Origin of the sequence: Streptomyces sp. 2A115, from assembly GCF_052245575.1 — a bacterium.
Lineage (GTDB): Bacteria > Actinomycetota > Actinomycetes > Streptomycetales > Streptomycetaceae > Streptomyces.
Window position 1 is genome coordinate 172,885 of sequence record NZ_JBQQCG010000011.1, and the last position, 15,456, is coordinate 188,340.

The 15,456-nt window shown below is 70.4% G+C and carries 9 protein-coding genes and 1 pseudogene; 5 read left to right on the forward strand and 5 right to left on the reverse strand.

Annotated features, from left to right (window positions below; genetic code table 11):
• Positions 1–264: 264 nt before the first annotated feature.
• A complete protein-coding gene (locus ACTWQR_RS13030) occupies positions 265–2,505 on the reverse strand; it encodes a molybdopterin oxidoreductase family protein (protein WP_443227169.1) in 2,241 nt (746 codons plus the stop codon).
• A 254-nt stretch (positions 2,506–2,759) separates the two neighbouring features.
• Positions 2,760–3,464, reverse strand: coding sequence for a SanA/YdcF family protein (locus ACTWQR_RS13035; RefSeq protein ID WP_443227170.1), 705 nt, complete (start codon positions 3,462–3,464; stop codon positions 2,760–2,762).
• 212 nt (positions 3,465–3,676) lie between these two features.
• On the opposite strand from ACTWQR_RS13035, the gene ACTWQR_RS13040 reads away from it, so the two are divergent.
• The 5 genes from ACTWQR_RS13040 (at position 3,677) to ACTWQR_RS13060 (ending at position 11,112) form a co-directional block, all read left to right on the forward strand.
• A complete protein-coding gene (locus tag ACTWQR_RS13040; protein ID WP_443227171.1) occupies positions 3,677–4,579 on the forward strand; it encodes a sirohydrochlorin chelatase in 903 nt (300 codons plus the stop codon).
• 62 nt (positions 4,580–4,641) lie between these two features.
• Entirely contained in the window at positions 4,642–6,018 is a 1,377-nt protein-coding gene (locus tag ACTWQR_RS13045; RefSeq protein ID WP_443227172.1) for a deoxyguanosinetriphosphate triphosphohydrolase, read from the forward strand.
• A 148-nt stretch (positions 6,019–6,166) separates the two neighbouring features.
• Complete coding sequence (locus ACTWQR_RS13050; RefSeq protein WP_443227173.1) at positions 6,167–7,432, forward strand: NAD(P)/FAD-dependent oxidoreductase; 1,266 nt, start codon at positions 6,167–6,169, stop codon at positions 7,430–7,432.
• 46 nt (positions 7,433–7,478) lie between these two features.
• Entirely contained in the window at positions 7,479–9,389 is a 1,911-nt protein-coding gene (gene dnaG, locus ACTWQR_RS13055; RefSeq protein WP_443227174.1) for a DNA primase, read from the forward strand.
• A gap of 424 nt (positions 9,390–9,813) precedes the next feature.
• On the forward strand, positions 9,814–11,112 hold the full coding sequence (locus ACTWQR_RS13060; RefSeq protein WP_443227175.1) for an RNA polymerase sigma factor: 1,299 nt from the start codon (positions 9,814–9,816) through the stop codon (positions 11,110–11,112).
• 100 nt (positions 11,113–11,212) lie between these two features.
• Here the strand turns inward: ACTWQR_RS13060 and ACTWQR_RS13065 are convergent, their stop codons facing one another.
• The 3 genes and pseudogenes from ACTWQR_RS13065 to ACTWQR_RS13075 form a co-directional block, all read right to left on the reverse strand.
• Positions 11,213–13,141 carry an ABC transporter ATP-binding protein gene (locus ACTWQR_RS13065; RefSeq protein WP_443227176.1) on the reverse strand — a complete coding sequence of 643 codons (1,929 nt, stop codon included), beginning with the start codon at positions 13,139–13,141 and terminating at the stop codon, positions 11,213–11,215.
• Complete coding sequence (locus tag ACTWQR_RS13070) at positions 13,141–14,874, reverse strand: ABC transporter ATP-binding protein (protein ID WP_443227177.1); 1,734 nt, start codon at positions 14,872–14,874, stop codon at positions 13,141–13,143. The genes ACTWQR_RS13065 and ACTWQR_RS13070 overlap by 1 nt, the downstream gene beginning before the upstream one ends.
• A 263-nt stretch (positions 14,875–15,137) precedes the next feature.
• Positions 15,138–15,456, reverse strand: a pseudogene (locus ACTWQR_RS13075) (transposase); the annotation flags it as partial.

A 15,456-nucleotide genomic window follows, 5' to 3' on the forward strand; every position in this document is an offset into this window, starting at 1 on the left:
CGATCCGTGCGGTCCGTGCGGTCCGTGCGGTCCGTGCCACGGTCCCGAACTCTCCCGCACGATCAACTCCGGTTCCAGGCAAGGCTCGTGGGCCGGCGCCGACGGATCCAGCAACCGGTGCAGCAGCCCGAACGCCGTCGACAAGGTCGAACTGGCGAATGTGCGGGGCTGAGGCGCCCCGTTAAGGGGCGCGGGCCTGTGACACTATGCGGCTCCGCCGCGTGGGCGCGACCAGCCACAGACGACCCGCAGCCTCAGTACTACCTAGTCGACCCGCTCCACCCGAACCGCACAGGCCTTGAACTCCGGCATCCGCGAGGTCGGGTCGAGGGCCGGATTGGTCAACGTGTTGGCCCGGCCCTCCCCCGGCCAGTGGAACGGCATGAACACGGTGTCAGGCCGAATGGACGTGGTGATCCGCGCGGGCGCGACCGCGCGTCCGCGCCGGGACACCACAGCCAGGGGTTCCCCGTCCACCGCCCCGAGCCGCTCCGCCAGCCGAGGATGCAGCTCCACGAAGGAGCCGGGCGCCGCGGCGTTCAGCTCGTCGACCCGACGGGTCTGCGCGCCGGACTGGTACTGGGAGACCACCCGCCCGGTGGTCAGCAGCACCGGGTACTCGTCGTCGGGCTCCTCCGCCAACGGCCGATGGCTGACGGCGACGAACCGGGCACGACCGTCGGGGGTGGCGAAGCGGTCGAGGAACAGGCGGGGGGTCCCGGGATGGACCCCGGCCGGAGCGGGGGCGCTCCGGGAGAGGGCCGGGCTGGGCCCGGCGGGCGTCGCGGCGACCACGTCGTCTGCCGCGTCGCCCGCCGGGTCGTCAGGGAGGCCGTCGAACGTGGCGTCCTCGCAGTCCTCGGCGGTGGCGCCCGCGGGACGGCCCGCGGAGCCGTCCGCCGGGCAGGGCCAGAACACCCCGTTCTCCTCAGCCAGGCGGCGGTACGTGATGCCCGAGTAGTCGGCCGGGCCGCCCGCGCTCGCCCGGCGCAGCTCCTCGAAGACCTCCTCCGGGTCCGTGGGGAAGCCCTTCTCGACGCCCAGGCGGTCGGCCAGTTCATGGAGTACGTCGAGGTCGCTGCGTACGCCCTCCGGAGGCGTGATCGCCTGGCGGCGCAGCAGTACGCGGCCCTCCAGGCTGGTCGTCGTGCCCGTCTCCTCGGCCCACTGGGCGATCGGGAGGACGACGTCCGCGAGTTCCGCGGTCTCGGACAGCACCACGTCCGCCACCGCGAGGAAGTCCAGCGACTTCAGCCGGCCCTCGATGTGGGCGGCCCGGGGTGCGGACACCACCGGGTTCGAGCCCATCAGCAACAGCGCGTGGATGTCCGTACCCATGGCGTCCAGCAGCTCGTACGCGCTGCGGCCGGGACCCGGCAGCGAGTCCGGGTCGACACCCCAGACCTCGGCCACATGGCGACGGGCGGCCGGGTCGTCGAGTTTGCGGTAGCCGGGCAACTGGTCGGCCTTCTGGCCGTGTTCACGGCCACCCTGCCCGTTGCCCTGTCCGGTGAGACAGCCGTACCCGGAGAAGGGCCGACCCGCCCGCCCGGTCGCCAGGCAGAGGTTGATCCACGCGCCCACCGTGTCGGTGCCCTTGGAGTGCTGCTCGGGCCCGCGGGCGGTGAGCACCATCGCCGACTCCGGCTCGCAGAACAGCCGTACCGTTTCCCGGAGTTCGGGCACGGACACACCCGTGATCCGCTCCACGTACTCCGGCCAGTGCGCCATCGCCGCGGCCCTGGCCTCCGCCCAGCCGCTCGTACGCTCCTCGATGTACGCCTCGTCCGTACGCCCCTCCGCCACCACCAGGTGCAGCAACCCGAGCGCCAGGGCGAGATCCGTACCGGGGCGGGGCGCCAGATGCAGGTCCGCCTGCTCGGCGGTCCGCGTGCGGCGCGGGTCGATGACGACCAACTTGCCGCCGTTCTCCTTGAGTTCGGTGAGAAAGCGGAGCGCCGGCGGCATCGTCTCCACGAGGTTCGAGCCGACCAGGATCACGCAGCCGGTCTTGGGGATGTCCTCCAGCGGGAAGGGCAGCCCCCGGTCGAGCCCGAACGCCTTCATCCCGCCGGCCGCCGCGGACGACATGCAGAAGCGCCCGTTGTAGTCGATCTGCGAGGTGCCGAGCACGACCCGGGCGAACTTCCCGAGCGTGTACGCCTTCTCGTTGGTCAGCCCGCCCCCGCCGAACACCCCGCACGCGTCCGGGCCATGCTCCGTACGCGTGCGGGACAGCCCCTCGGCGATCAGGTCGAGCGCCTCGTCCCAGCCGGCCGGCTCCAGCACGCCCGCCCTCCGGACGAGCGGCGAGGTCAGCCGGACCCCGGACGAGAGCAGCGCCGGTGCCGTACGGCCCTTGCCGCACAGGGCGCCCCGGTTCACCGGGAAGTCCGTGCGCTCCGTCACCTCGACCACACCGCCGCCGTCCGGCGTGGGCGTCAGGTTCATGCCGCACTGCAGCGCGCAGTACGGGCAGTGGGTGGGCGTAACGGAGGTCTGCATACCCATCAGCGTGCGTCGGACGTGTTACACGGCGGAACGCTCCCCGTTACGCGGCAGGCACGGGGACCTCCCCGCGGGGGCGGGGCGGGCGTGAGGATCCCTGAGGGCTGCGCCCCCAGACCCCGGCTGCTGGTATTTCAGCCCCTCCGGCGTTTGAGGAGCGGGGGTTCGGGGGCCGGCCCCCGAAACGGGGTCTGGGGCGGAGCCCCAGAGATGGGACGGGTAGGGGCGGCGGGGGCGAAAAAAGCCCACCCTCACCTCGCCGCCGCCAACGCCCGCTCCACGCCCGGCTCCTTGGGCCCGAGAAACCGAGGATCAGGCTCGAACAGCACATCCAGCGCGGCCTTCCCCGCCGCGACCACCTCCCGCACACCCCCGTAGTACCAGGTCACGTCATGCCTGTCGGCCACCCCGACCCCGTACGACTCGACCCCCGCCTCCTCGCACAACGCGACCGCCCGCCGGATATGGAACCCCTGACTGATCAGCACGGCCTCGTCCACCCCGAAGATCTTCTTCGCCCGCACGCAGGAGTCCCACGTGTCGAAGCCCGCGTAATCACTGACGATCCGCCGGTCGGGCACGCCCCGCCGCGTCAGATACGTACGCATGGCATCCGGCTCGTCGTAGTCCTCACGGCTGTTGTCACCGGTGACAAGGACCACCTCGACACGACCGGCCCCGTACAGTTTCGCCGCCGCGTCGAGCCGGTGCGCGAGATACGGCGACGGCTCGCCGTCCCAGAGCCCGGCCCCGAAGACGACCGCGACCTCTGTACGGGGGACGTCCGCCGTCGTCCGCAGCCGGTCACCCGTCACCACGTACATCCAGGTCGCCGGAAGCAGCGCGAGCACGCACCCGGCCATCACGGCCTGCACGGCCCGCCGCTGCCCGGCACGGGTACGAGGAAGGCGGGGCAGGCGCGGTAGGCGCGGTCCGCGCAGCTTCGGACGGCGCATCGGATGGTCCCTTCCCAGGTGGCCTGTGACCAGTGAGGACGCGGTTCACGGTGATCCGGTTCGTCCCGCGCGCAGTGACCAGCTTCACTCGGGATGCCGTAAGCGCAGGTCGCGGCGCCTCACACACCCCGTACACGTCACCGTGAACCCCCGGAAAACACCCGTCATTCCCGCGCAACGGGGCGGCAACCTCCTACCCGCACCATCAGTACATGACGGCGTCGAACACTCCTCGCGACGAGTCCAAGCCCCGCCCCGGCGGCCAGCCGCTCCGTGGCGCTCACCTCGACAGTACGGCGCAACTCATGAACCGGATCACCAGCCAGCTCGGCAGCCAGCTCAGCCTCGTGTCCCTCAACGGCACCCGGCGTTCCGCACCGCCCGCGCTCGTCCTCGTGGGCCACGGCAGCCGCGACCCGCGCGCCCTGAGCACGATCCGGACCCTCGTGGACCGGATCCGCGAGCTGCGCCCGGAGCTGCCCGTGCACCTCGGGCACATCGAGCTGAACGAGCCCCTGCTGCCCGACACGCTCGCCACCCTCGGCACCGGCGACGCCGTCCTCGTACCGCTCCTGCTCAGCCGCGGCTACCACGTCAAGCAGGACATCCCGGAGGCCGCGGCCGCATCGTCGGCGCACACCCGTGTCGCCTCGCCGCTGGGTCCGCACCCGCTGCTCGTGGAGACGCTGTACGAGCGACTCGTCGAGGCCGGCTGGCGTACGCCGAGAGGCGACGCGGACCGCCGCGCGAGCGGAGTCGTGCTCGCCGCCGCCGGATCCCGCGACCCCGACGCGGCCGTCGACACCCGCCGCACCGCCCAGCTCCTCGCCGAGCGCCTCGGCGTGCCCGTCGTCCCCGCGTACGCCTCCGCCGCCGCGCCCACCGTCCCGCACGCCCTGCGCGCACTCGCCGCCCGCGGCCGCCACCGGGTCGCCGTCGCCTCGTACTTCACCGCCCCCGGCCGCTTCGCCACCGAGTGCGCGGCCGCCGCCCCCTGGATCGCCGCCGCACCGCTCGGCGCGCACCCGGCGATGGCCCATCTCGTCCTGCACCGCTACGACCAGGCCCTCGCCACCCCCGAGCCCGCCCCGGAGCGCCAGCTGGCCTCGGCCTGAAGCACGCGGACGCGATAGCCGTCCATGCCCCGTTTGTCAGTGCATGCGTCTACTGTCGGGGCATGGAAGGCATTGCACGAAAGGCTTCACAGTCACCGTCGTACGAGGACGCGGCACAGCACACTCACGATGACGCCCATGCCGACACCTATGGCGTCGGCCATGACGACACCTATGACGACGCGGCCGTCGAGCGATGGGCCGTCGAGCCGGACAAACGGCCCGGCCGCACCGCCTTCCAGCGCGACCGCGCGCGCGTGCTCCACTCCTCCGCCCTGCGGCGCCTCGCCGGCAAGACCCAGGTCGTCACGCCGGGCACGCGGAGCCGGGTCTGGGACGCGAGCCCCCGCACCCGGCTGACCCACTCCCTGGAGTGCGCCCAGGTCGGCCGCGAGCTGGGCGCCGCCCTCGGCTGCGACCCGGACCTCGTGGAGGCGGCGTGCCTCTCCCACGACCTGGGCCACCCGCCCTTCGGGCACAACGGAGAGCAGGCGCTGAACGAGTTCGCGGAGGACTGCGGCGGCTTCGAGGGCAACGCGCAGTCGCTCAGGCTCCTGACCCGGATCGAGCCCAAGCGCTTCGTCATCAGTGAGGAGAGCGGCGACCTCGTCAGCGTCGGCCTCAACCTCACCCGCGCCGCCCTCGACGCCGCCACCAAGTACCCCTGGCCGCGCGGTGCCCACCCCACCGACGCCAAGTCCCCGAAATTCGGCGTCTACGAAGACGACCGCCCCGTCTTCGACTGGGTCCGCAAAGGCGCCCCCGGCACCCGGAGCACCTTCGAGGCCCAGGTCATGGACTGGTCGGACGACGTGGCGTACTCGGTGCACGACGTCGAGGACGGTCTGCACGCGGGCCACATCGACCCCAACTGCCTGCACGCGGAGCCCGAGCGGCAGGAGATCTTCGCGGTCGCGATCGGGCGGTACGTCCCGGCGGACACCGACCCCGCCGAGCTCGCCGAAGCCCTCGACCGCCTCCTCGACCAGGAGTGGTGGCCGCACGGCTACGACGGCTCGGCGGTCGCGCAGGCCCGCCTGAAGGACGCCACCAGCCAGCTCATCGGCCGGTTCTGCCTCGCGGCGGAGGGCGCCACCCGCGCGGCGTACGGGACGGGCAGGCTCACGCGGTACGCGGCGGAGCTCGTCGTGCCTCGCGCGGCGCGACAGGAGTGCGCGGTGCTCAAGGCCGTGGCCGACCGGTACGTCATGCAGCGCGCCGAGCAGGAGCGGCTCCGCGCCGACCAGCGGATCGTCGTCGCCGAGCTGGCCGAGGCGCTCACCGCCCGCGCGCCGGACGGACTCGACCCGCAGTTTCGAGCCTTGTTCGACGAGGGGGACGACGACCGCGCCCGCAAGCGCGTGATCGTCGACCAGATCGCCTCACTGACGGACGCGTCGGCGCGATCACTGCACGCGAGGCTCAGGGGGCAGCTGTGACGTTCGGACGGTGAAAGCGTGACACTCCGTGGCCTGATCGGGCCACTCCCTCTTCCCGCATCACGCTCCGTGCGGGACGCTCGCTTGTGGCGACACCCGCAGTGTTTTCTGGGAGGACACTTCCCAGACCCCCGGCAGGAGGCATCAAGTGGTCGACGCGGATCAGACATTCGTCATCGTCGGAGGAGGTCTGGCCGGCGCGAAGGCGGCCGAGACGCTCCGGTCGGAGGGTTTCACCGGCCGCGTAATACTGATCTGCGACGAGCGCGACCACCCGTATGAACGTCCGCCGCTGTCCAAGGGCTACCTGCTCGGCAAGGAGGAACGCGACAGCGTCTTCGTGCACGAGCCGACCTGGTACGCGCGCAACGACATCGAGCTGCACCTCGGCCAGACCGTCGACGCCATCGACCGGACCGCGAAGACCGTCCGCTTCGGAGACGACGGCACACTCGTCCACTACGACAAGCTGCTGCTCGCGACCGGCGCCGAACCGCGTCGGCTGGACATTCCCGGCACGGGCCTCGCGGGCGTCCACCACCTGCGCCGACTCGCCCACGCGGAACGGCTCAAGCACGTGCTGACCGCCCTGGGCCGCGACAACGGCCACATCGTCATCGCGGGCGCGGGCTGGATCGGGCTGGAAGTCGCCGCGGCCGCCCGGGAGTACGGCGCCGAGGTCACCGTCGTCGAGCCCGAGCCGACCCCGCTGCACGCCATCCTCGGCCCCGAGCTCGGCCAGCTCTTCACCGAGCTGCACCGCGAGCACGGCGTCCGTTTCCACTTCGGCGCCAAGCTCACCGAGATCGTCGGCCAGGACGGCATGGTCCTCGCGGCCCGCACGGACGGCGGCGAGGAGCACCCCGCGCACGACGTCCTGGCCGCCATCGGCGCCGCCCCGCGCACCGGCCTCGCCGAGGCGGCGGGCCTCACTCTGGCGGACCGCGCGCACGGCGGTGGCGTCGCGGTCGACGAGCGGCTGCGCACCTCCGACCCGGACATCTACGCGGCCGGCGACGTGGCTTCCTTCCATCACACGCTCTTCGACACCCGCCTGCGCGTCGAGCACTGGGCGAACGCCCTGAACGGCGGCCCGGCGGCGGCCCGCGCGATGCTGGGCCGTGAGCTGACGTACGACAGGGTGCCCTATTTCTTCTCCGACCAGTACGACGTAGGGCTCGAGTACTCGGGCTGGGCGCCCCCGGGGACGTACGACCAAGTAGTGATCCGTGGAGACGCGGGCAAGCGGGAGTTCGTCGCCTTCTGGTTGGCGGAGGGACGGGTGCTGGCCGGGATGAACGTGAATGTGTGGGACGTCACAGAGCCGATCCAACAGCTGATTCGATCGAAGGCACAGGTGGACACCGAGGCGCTCGCGGACCCGCACGTTCCGCTGGACAGCCTGGCCCCGTGACCGCCGACGGCTCTCGACTGTCACACCCTCCCCGTAGAATCCATACGTGGCTGGAAGGATCAACGACGAGGACGTGAAGGCTGTTCGGGACGCGGTCCCGATCGACGCCGTGGTCTCGGAGTACCTCCAGCTGCGCAACGCGGGCGGCGGCAACCTCAAAGGGCTGTGCCCGTTCCACGACGAGAAGTCGCCCTCCTTCCAGGTCAGCCCGAGCAAGGGGCTCTTCCACTGCTTCGGCTGCCAGGAGGGCGGCGACACCATCACGTTCGTGATGAAGGTCGACCACCTCACCTTCTCGGAGGCGGTCGAGCGCCTCGCCGGGCAGGCGGGCATCACGCTGCGCTACGAGGAGGGCGGGTACAACCCCTCCAACCAGCGCGGCGAGCGCATCCGCCTGGTCGAGGCCCACAAGATCGCCGCCCAGTTCTACATCGAGCAGCTCGACACCAGCTCGGAGGCGGACGCCGGCCGCAAGTTCCTCGCCGAGCGCGGCTTCGACCAGGCCGCGGCCGAGCACTTCGGCGTCGGTTACAGCCCTCAGGGCTGGGACCACCTCACCCGCTATCTCCGCGGCAAGGGCTTCACCGACAAGGAGCTGTTCCTCTCCGGCCTCTCCCAGGAGGGCCGCCGGGGCCCCATCGACCGCTTCCGCGGCCGCCTCATGTGGCCCATCCGCGACATCGGCGGCGAGGTCGTCGGCTTCGGCGCGCGAAAGCTGTACGAGTCGGACAACGGGCCCAAGTACCTCAACACCCCCGACACGCCGATCTACCGCAAGTCCCAGGTCCTCTACGGCATCGACCTCGCCAAGAAGGACATAGCCAAGAGCAGCCGGGCGGTCGTCGTCGAGGGTTACACCGACGTCATGGCCTGCCACCTCGCCGGCATCACGACAGCCATCGCGACCTGCGGCACGGCCTTCGGCACCGACCACATCAAGATCCTCAGACGCCTCCTGATGGACAACGGCTCGGCGCGCGTGATCTTCACCTTCGACGGCGACTCGGCCGGCCAGAAGGCCGCCCTGCGCGCCTTCGAGGACGACCAGAAGTTCGCCGCCGAGACGTACATCGCGATCGCCCCCGACGGCATGGACCCCTGCGACCTGCGTCTCGCCAAGGGCGACGAGGCGGTCGCCGACCTGGTCGAACCGCGCACACCGCTCTTCGAGTTCGCGCTCCGCCAGGTCATCGCCCGCTACGACCTCGAAACCCCCGCGGGCCGAGCCGCCGCCCTCGACGAGGCGGCGCCCATCGTGGCCCGTATCAAGAACAGCGGTGCTCAGCACGAGGTCGCCGTGCAGCTCGCGGGCATGCTCGGCATCCTCGACACGCAGTTCGTGGTCAAGCGGGTCGCCCAGCTGGCGCGCTGGGCCCGCGACCGAGGTGGCAAGGGCCCGGCGCCGGCCGGCCCCGGCCGCTCCCAGCAGCAGTACGACAACGGCGGCGGCCCCAGACCGCCCTCCGGCCCGGCCCTCACCCTCCGCAACCCGGTGTACGCCACCGAGCGCGAGCTCCTCAAACTCGCCCTCCAGCGCCCGGAACTGGTCTCCCCGGCCTTCGACGCGTACGGGGTGGACGAGTTCACCGCCGCGCCGTATGCCGCCGTACGCGAGACGATCATGGAGGCGGGCGGGGCCGAGTACGGCGTGCAGGACCCCCAGGAGTACTTGGTCCGGGTCCGCGCCGCCGCCCCGGACGACGCCGTCCGCGCGATGGTCACGGAGCTGGCCGTCGAAGCCATCATGCGCCGCACCGTCGACGAGCTGTACGCGGGCGAACAACTGGTGACCGTCCGCCGCCGCGCCGTCGAGCGCCGCGTACGCGACGTCCAGGGCGCCCTCGCCCGCGCCAGCGCCCAGGGGGACCCGGCCCAACTGGCCGCGGTGCAGAACGAGTTGTGGGTACTCCAGCAGTACGACCAGGCGCTGCGCGAGCAGGGCGCGTCCGCGCTCTGACGAGGGCGGACGCCGACCTTCGCGTCGCCGTGCGGACGACCTTCGCGGTCAGGGCGTCGAGGCGACGACTCGCTCTTGACGCGGCCGGTCGCGAAGCCGTCCGCCAGCATTCTCCCCGCCACCTCCTGGCCCCGAGCCGGTTCGGCGGCGTACGACGGGGAACCCGTCAGCGTGACCATCGGCTGCGAAGGCATCCGGCCGCGGGCCGGCCCGTCACCTTCAGACCGGCCGCGACCGCCTGGACATGGGTCTCGGAGCGGGACTCGTAGCAGGAACCGGACAACACCAGGGGATCGTGCCAGATCAGGGTACGAACAGGTACTCGGGTTTTCCACCACGGTAACCACGTGGTCACGGACCGGACTCAAAAAGTCGCCGCACGCCCCTCGTGGCGACGATGTGTCGTACTCCACACTGGGTTCCGGTGCCTGAGTCCTCGGAGCGCGGCCGACCCGAACGCGACGGGTCCATTGTCCCCGCGGTTCCGCTCAACGTGTTCGGGACGGACAGCGGCGAGGCCGTCGTCCCCGTCCCGCTGCCGCACGCCTCAGCAGCGACATTCCTGGAGGTCGCCCCCGTGCAGACCCAGACCCTCACCCAGACCGACAACACCACGGAAACGGACGCGGAAACCGACGTCATCGCGGCCGTACCGCCGCAGAGCCGTGCAGCGCACCACCCCGAGACGGGGGAGTCCGCAGGCCCGGCCGAGCCCGCGGAGCCGCCCGTCGCCCTCGCGGAAACCGAAGTCGAGACCGAGACAGAGGCGCCCGAGCCGGTGGCCCTGCCCCGCGGACGTGCGGACACCGGTGGCCCCTCGTCCGACCTCTTCCGCCAGTACCTGCGGGAGATCGGCCGCATCCCGCTGCTCACCGCGGCGGAGGAGGTGGACCTCGCGCGCCGCGTCGAGGCCGGCCTCTTCGCCGAGGAGAAGCTGCGGCTCGCCTCCGACCTGGACAGCCAACTCGCCCTTGACCTTGACAAGTTGGTCGTCATGGGCCGGATGGCCAAGCGTCGGCTGATCGAGGCCAACCTGCGGCTCGTCGTCTCCGTCGCCAAGCGGTACGTGGGCCGCGGCCTGACCATGCTCGACCTGGTCCAGGAAGGAAACCTGGGCCTGATCAGGGCAGTCGAGAAGTTCGACTACGCCCGCGGCTACAAGTTCTCGACGTACGCCACCTGGTGGATCCGCCAGGCCATGTCCCGGGCCCTCGCCGACCAGGCCCGGACCATCCGAGTGCCCGTCCACGTCGTCGAGTTGATCAACCGTGTCGTCCGCGTCCAGCGCCGCATGCTGCAGGAACGCGGCTACGAGCCGACCCCCGAAGAGGTCGCCGCGCACCTCGACCTCCCCGGCGAACGGGTCAGCGAAGTCCTCCGCCTGGCCCAGGAACCGGTGTCGTTGCACGCCCCCGTGGGCGAGGAGGACGACGTAGCGCTCGGCGACCTCATCGAGGACGGCGACGCGACGAGCCCCGTGGAGTCGGCGGCCTTCCTCCTGCTGAGGGAGCACCTGGAAGCGGTCCTCTCCACCCTCGGCGAGCGCGAACGCAAGGTCGTCCAGCTTCGGTACGGGCTGGCGGACGGCCGCCCCCGCACGCTGGAGGAGATAGGCCGGATCTTCGGCGTCACGCGCGAACGCATCCGCCAGATCGAGTCCAAGACCCTCAACAAACTCCGCGACCACGCGTTCGCGGACCAGCTGAGGGGCTACCTGGACTGAGGGCAGGGTTTACGCAGTTCCCCGCGCCCCTGAAGACTTCAGGGGCGCGGGGAACTCCGCTACAAGCCCCCACCGGCCCGCAGCGAACGAACAGCGGGCCCTAATCCACCTCCGCCACCGCCTGCGCGAACTGCGCCTTATACAGCCGCGCATACGCCCCGCCCGCCGCCAGCAGATCCGCATGCGCACCCTGCTCCACGATCGAACCGTTCTCCATCACGAGGATGGTGTCGGCATCCCGGATCGTCGACAACCGGTGAGCGATCACGAACGACGTCCGCCCATGCGCGAGCTTCGCCATCGCCTTCTGGATGAGCACCTCGGTCCGCGTGTCCACGGAACTGGTCGCCTCGTCAAGGACGAGGATCACCGGGTCGGACAGGAACGCCCGAGCGATCGTGATGAGCTGCTTCTCACCGGCGCTCACGCCCGAACCCTCGTCGTCGATGACGGTGTCGTACCCGTCGGGCAGCGTACGGATGAACCGGTCGGCGTGAGCCGCTCGCGCGGCTTCCTCGATCTCGCCAGGGGTGACCTCGCGAGAGGCCCCGTACGCGATGTTCTCCGCGATCGTCCCGCCGAACAGCCAGGTGTCCTGGAGGACCATCCCGATCCCGGCCCGGAGTTCGTCCCGGGACATGGAGGCGACGTCGACGCCGTCGAGGGTGATACGCCCGCCGGTGACCTCGTAGAACCGCATCAACAAGTTCACCAGCGTCGTCTTGCCGGCGCCCGTCGGCCCGACGATCGCCACGGTGTGCCCGGGCTCGACCTTCAGCGACAAATCCTCGATCAGCGGCTTCTCGGGCTCGTAGCGGAAGGAGACGCCTTCCAGCGCGACCCGCCCCCGCAGCTCCTCGGGCTTCGCGCCCGGCATCGGGTCGGCCTCCTGCTCCTCCGCGTCCAGGATCTCGAAGATCCGCTCGGCCGACGCGACACCCGACTGCACGAGGTTCGCCATCGACGCGACCTGGGTGAGCGGCATGGAGAACTGCCGGGAGTACTGGATGAAGGCCTGCACGTCACCGATCGACAGCGAGCCGGACGCGACCCGCAGACCGCCGACCACGGCCACCAGCACGTAGTTGAGGTTGGACACGAACATCATCAGCGGCTGCATGACGCCGCTGTTGAACTGCGCCTTGAACCCGGCCTCGTACAGCTTCTCGTTCTCCTCGGCGAACCGCGCCGCCGACTCCTCCTGCCGCCCGAAGACCTTCACCAGGGCGTGCCCGGTGTACATCTCCTCGATGTGCGCGTTGAGCTTGCCGGTCGTGCGCCACTGCTGCACGAAGTGCGGCTGCGACCGCTTGCCGACGCGCGTGGCGACGACGAACGACAGCGGCACGGTGACCAGCGCGACCAGGGCGAGCAGCGGCGAGACCCAGAACATCATCGCCAGCACGCCGACGATGGTCAGCAGGGAGTTGATGAGCTGGCCCATCGACTGCTGGAGGGTCTGCCCGATGTTGTCGATGTCGTTGGTGGCGCGGCTGAGCACCTCGCCGCGCTGCCGCTGGTCGAAGTACGACAGCGGCAGCCGCGACAGCTTCGTCTGCACGTCCTCGCGCATCCGGTACACGGTCATGTTGACCGCCCGGTTCACCAGCCGCGTCGCCACGGCCATCAGCAGGCCGGCCACCAGGAACACCACGAGCGCGAGCCCCAGTACCTCGCCGACCTGGCCGAAGTCGATGCCCTGACCCGGCGTGAAGTCCGTCCCGGAGAGCATGTCGGCCATACCGCCGTCGCCGCGCTCGCGCATCGACTCGAGGACCTCGGCCTTCGAATCGCCGGCGGGCATGTCCCGTCCGACGACGCCCGCGAAGACCAGGTCGGTCGCTTCGCCCAGGATCTTCGGGCCCACCACGGACAGGCTCACGCTCAGGACCACGGCGAGCAGCATCACGTACATCGTGATCCGCTCGGACCGGAACTGCGCGAGCAGCCGTTTGCCGGACCCCCTGAAGTCCATCGAGTTCTGGTCGGGGCCGCCCCCGGCCATCATCCGCCCCACGGGCCCGGCCATCAGGCTGCCTCCGCTTCCGTCAGCTGGGAGAGCACGATCTCCCGGTAGGTGTCGTTGTCCGCCATCAGCTCGTGGTGGCGGCCCGTACCCACGACCCGGCCCTCGTCGAGGACCACGATCCGGTCGGCCTCCCTGATGGTCGACACCCGCTGGGCGACGATCACGACGGTCGCCTCGGCGGTCTCCTCGGCGAGCGCCGCACGAAGGGCCGCGTCGGTCGCGTAGTCGAGCGCGGAGAAGGAGTCGTCGAAGAGGTAGATCTCCGGACGCTGGACGAGGGTCCGGGCGATGGCGAGCCGCTGCCGCTGACCGCCCGACACGTTCGTGCCGCCCTGCGCGACGGGCGAGTCCAGACCGTTCTCCAGCCCCTCGACGAACGCCTTCGCCTGCGCCACCTCCAGCGCGTGCCACAGCTCCTCGTCGGTCGCGTCCGGATTGCCGTACCGCAGGTTCGTCGCGACGGTCCCCGCGAAGAGGTACGGCTTCTGCGGTACGAGGCCCACGGTGCGCGCGAGCAGCTGCGGCTCGACGGTCCGTACGTCGACGCCGTCCACCAGTACCTCGCCGGCGGTGGCGTCGAACAGCCGCGGGACGAGCCCGAGAAGCGTCGACTTTCCGCTGCCGGTCGAACCGATCACGGCGGTCGTCTCACCGGGCCGCGCCACCAGGTCGATGGACCTGAGCACCGGCTCCTCGGCGCCCGGGTAGCGGAACCCGGCACCCCGGACCTCCAGATGACCGTGCCGTCGCAGCTCCAGGACGGGCGCCTTCGGCGGCACCACGCTGCTGGAGGTGTCCATGACCTCCTGGATGCGCTCGGCACAGACCTCCGCGCGCGGCACCATCATGAACATGAAGGTGGCCATCATCACGGACATGACGATCTGCATGAGGTAGGCGAGGAAGGCCGTCAGGGCGCCGATCTCCATGCCCCCGCTGTCGATCCGATGGGCACCGAACCACACCACCGCGATCGACGACAGGTTCACCACCGTCATGACGATCGGGAACATCAGGGCCAGGATCCGCCCGGTGCCGAGGGACACCTCGGTGAGGTGGGTGTTCGCCTTCCGGAAGCGGTCCTCCTCGTACTCGTCGCGGACGAAGGCACGGATGACGCGGTTGCCGGTGATCTGCTCGCGCAGCACCCGGTTCACCGTGTCCAGGCGCACCTGCATGGCGCGGAAGAGGGGCCGCAGCCGGCGCACCAGGAGACTGACCGAGATGCCGAGCACGGGCACGACGGCGAGCAGCACCCCGGACAGCGGTACGTCCAGGCCGAGCGCCAGGACGATGCCGCCCACGCACATGATCGGCGCTGACACGAGCAACGTGAACGTCATCAGCGTCAGCATCTGCACCTGCTGCACGTCGTTCGTGGTGCGGGTGATCAGCGACGGCGCCCCGAAGTGACCGACCTCACGCGCGGAGAACGACTGCACCCGGTCGAAAACGCCGGCCCGGATGTCCCGGCCGACCGCCGAAGCCGTACGGGCGCCGTAGTAGACGGCACCGATGTTGCAGACGACCTGGGCCAGCGAGATGCCGATCATCAGGGCACCGAAGGACAGGATGTATCCGGTGTCGCCCGCGACGACACCGTTGTCGATGATGTCCGCGTTGAGCGTCGGCAGGTAGAGCGTGGCGCAGGTCTGCAGAAACTGCAGCAGGACCAGTAAGGCGATGGGTTTCTTGTACGGCCTGAGGTAGGTACGCAGGAGTCTTATGAGCACGCTGGGTCTCTCGAGGTCGGCGGCGGGGCGGATGGTTGCCCTTGGCCCCTATCGTCGGACACTCCACCCGCGTTACCTCAACTGATTAAGCCAAGAGAGGTCCAAGAGCGCGGCCCTAGTAGACTGTCGCAGCTAATGTTTGGGATAGAGGTGGCGCAGTTTGATGCGTGCATCGTGGGTGGTGAACTGCCAGTCCACCTGACGTTGGTCGGTGTTGGTGGCGTTCTGCCAGGCCGAGAGTTCGGTGTTGAGTGTGTCCAGGTCGTCGATCCGGCGGTCGAGACATTGCCGGGTCAGCGCGGAGAGTTCGGTCTCGGCGATGTTGAGCCATGACCCGTGTCTGGGTGTGTGGTGGATCTCGAGGCGCTGGGCCAGGGCGAAGGCTTCTTCTGGTTCGAACGCCTCGTACAGTGAGGCGATGGTGTGGGTGTTGAGGTTGTCCATCACCAGCACCACGGCGTCGGCGTCGGGATAGTCCACGCTCAGCAGCTGTTTGACCTGGCCGGCCCAGTCGCTACGGGTCCGCCGGGACAGTGCCTGAACCCGACGCCACCCGCGTAAGGGCTCGACCCACACGAAGAT